Source organism: Halobacillus litoralis (assembly GCF_009856445.1).
Classification (GTDB): Bacteria; Bacillota; Bacilli; order Bacillales; family Halobacillaceae; genus Halobacillus; species Halobacillus litoralis.
Genome location: NZ_WMFA01000050.1, coordinates 1 through 505 on the forward strand (window position 1 = coordinate 1; position 505 = coordinate 505).

General features: G+C 45.5%; 1 protein-coding gene. It reads left to right on the forward strand.

Annotated elements, in window-relative coordinates:
- Window positions 1–173: 173 nt before the first annotated feature.
- A partial coding sequence (locus GLW00_RS20420) for a glutamine synthetase beta-grasp domain-containing protein (RefSeq protein WP_202412594.1) occupies window positions 174–505 on the forward strand: 332 nt, incomplete at its 3' end.

Consider the following 505-nt stretch of genomic DNA (forward strand, 5'->3'; position numbering starts at 1 on the left):
ACAGGATGGAGATCGTGTGAAGGAAGTTCACAATGAATTAACAGATAAACAGCTCCGCCGTATGCTGCAGCAGGAACTATTCACCGCGGGAAGACAAGGGAAACTAGCCATCAGGCAGGGAGAAATGTCAAGGTTCTTCCATTAATGAATTTTTGTTGGAGAGGGGTATTTCTATGGGTTTAACAAGAGAAGAAATATTTAAGAAAATCGACGAGGAAAATGTCAAGTTCATCCGTCTGCAGTTTACGGATATGCTCGGCACAATCAAAAATGTGGAGATTCCACTAAGCCAGCTCGACAAGGCACTGGACGGAAAAATGATGTTTGACGGATCCTCCATTGAAGGGTTCGTGCGTATCGAGGAATCGGATATGTATCTGGTTCCAGATCTGGATACGTTTGTCGTTTTCCCTTGGACGTCTGAAAAGGGGAAAGTGGCCCGATTCATCTGCGATATTTACAACCCGGACGAAACTCCTTTCGAGGGATGCCCGCGCTATAACCT